The organism is Pleomorphomonas carboxyditropha (genome assembly GCF_002770725.1).
GTDB lineage: Bacteria > Pseudomonadota > Alphaproteobacteria > Rhizobiales > Pleomorphomonadaceae > Pleomorphomonas > Pleomorphomonas carboxyditropha.
This window is the reverse complement of record NZ_NQVN01000078.1, coordinates 1-671: the sequence shown is the minus strand read 5'-3', so window position 1 is coordinate 671 and position 671 is coordinate 1. Positions and strand designations below refer to the sequence as shown.

Here is a 671-nt window from a genome sequence, read left to right as displayed (position 1 = left end):
TCCTGCCTCAACATCGCCGTCGCCATGTCGCGCCTCGGCGCGCTGACCGGCTTCGTCGGCGGCATCGCCAACGACATGTTCGGCGCGATGATCGCCGACCACCTGGCCGCCTCCGGCGTGTCGCTGCGCTACGTCCGCCGCTCCGACGACGAGACCACGCTGGCCTTCGTCCGCTTCGTCGGCAACGAGCCGCACTACGCCTTCTACGACGAGACGACGGCGGCCCGCCTGTGGACCTATCGGCCGGACAGCATTCCCTTCCCGGCCATCGAGGCGCTGCACGTCGGCTCGACCACGCTGATCAACGAGCCGGTGGCCTCAGAATATCTCGCGCTGTTCAAGGCGGCCAAGGGCCGGACGACGCTGTCGTTCGATCCCAACTGCCGGCCGACGCTGACGCGCGACAAGGCCGCCTACACGGCGCGCATGGCCGAGTTCGCCAAGACCGCCGACATCGTCCGCATGTCCGACATGGACTTCGACTTCCTGTTCGGCGGCAATGCCTTCGACGCCAGGGCCGAGGAAATGCTGGCCGGCGGCGCGGCGCTGGTGATCGTCACGCGCGGCGCCGACGGCGTCATCGCCTGGCACCGGACGGCCGGCCGGGTGGAGGTGGCCGCCCCGGCCGTCAAGGTGGTCGACACCATCGGCGCCGGCGACACCTTCCAGGG

At 70.0% G+C, this 671-nt stretch carries 1 protein-coding gene; it reads left to right on the top strand.

The window, feature by feature from the left end:
• Positions 1–671, top strand: a 671-nt coding sequence (locus CJ014_RS27305) for a carbohydrate kinase family protein (protein WP_100083631.1), incomplete at both ends; no start/stop codon positions are given.